Source organism: Streptococcus oralis, from assembly GCF_003943825.1.
GTDB lineage: Bacteria > Bacillota > Bacilli > Lactobacillales > Streptococcaceae > Streptococcus > Streptococcus oralis_CD.
Genome location: NZ_RJNJ01000038.1, coordinates 1 through 950 on the forward strand (window position 1 = coordinate 1; position 950 = coordinate 950).

Annotated in this window: 2 protein-coding genes; both read left to right on the forward strand. The window is 40.1% G+C overall.

What is annotated here, in order from left to right; genetic code table 11:
• Window positions 1–66: 66 nt before the first annotated feature.
• Complete coding sequence (gene rpmG, locus D8863_RS10405) at window positions 67–216, forward strand: 50S ribosomal protein L33 (protein WP_001265622.1); 150 nt, start codon at window positions 67–69, stop codon at window positions 214–216.
• Window positions 217–294: 78 nt separating this feature from the next.
• Entirely contained in the window at window positions 295–813 is a 519-nt protein-coding gene (locus tag D8863_RS10410) for an HXXEE domain-containing protein (protein WP_125441856.1), read from the forward strand.
• The last annotated feature ends 137 nt before the right edge of the window (window positions 814–950 follow it).

Below are 950 nucleotides of genomic sequence, written 5' to 3' on the forward strand. Positions count from 1 at the left end.
AAAGGATACTACAAAGGACGTAAGATCGCTAAAGCTGCATCAGCTGAATAATAGAAGGGAGATACCATGCGCGTAAATATCACACTTGAACACAAAGAATCTGGTGAACGCTTGTACCTTACTTCTAAAAACAAACGTAACACTCCAGACCGTCTTCAATTGAAGAAATACTCACCAAAACTTCGCAAACACGTTGTGTTTACAGAAGTTAAATAAGCATACCTAGCTCAAAACGCCTTACTGGGCGTTTTTTGCTTTATTGGTTAGCGATCTATAACTTTTCAGGAGAGATTTATGGCATTTTATCTTTGGATGTTCCCTCTACTCTTTATCTTTCACGATATGGAAGAAATTATCGGTCTTGTCCCTTGGATTCATCTCAACGAAACCTTGCTGGCTCAAAAGGCTCCAGCTATTCTCAAGATTCACAAAGGAATTACAACAGAGGGATTTGCCCTTGCTGTTTTTGAAGAATTTTTCCTTGTCTTATCCATCACTTTATTAGCGTATTTTACTCAATCTAGAGCGCTCGAATTAGTTTGGTTAGGAGGATTTGTGGCCTTTGCACTCCATCTCTTGCTCCATATTGGACAATCAATTCTTCTCCGTAAGTATATCCCTGCTCTCATCACTTCTATCCTTTGTTTTCCTGTCAGTGGTTATTTGATTACAGACATCGTGCATTTGTGGCAGGTTTCGACTAGCGAATTTTTCCTATTTTCACTGGTCGGTTCAGGCATCGTCGTCATCAATCTCCTCTTTGCTCTCTGGCTCGGGAAAAAGTATTCCGCCCGGCTTGCCCATTGCCATTAACAAAAGAATCTGAGACAAAATNGTTCTCAAATTCTTAGTTATAAAAGAGAATAGGCGGAACCGCCGAATGTCGCCCCCACTAGCTAAGTAGCGCGTTGGTAATAGATATTTTGTGTCCTACTATATAGATATACTTT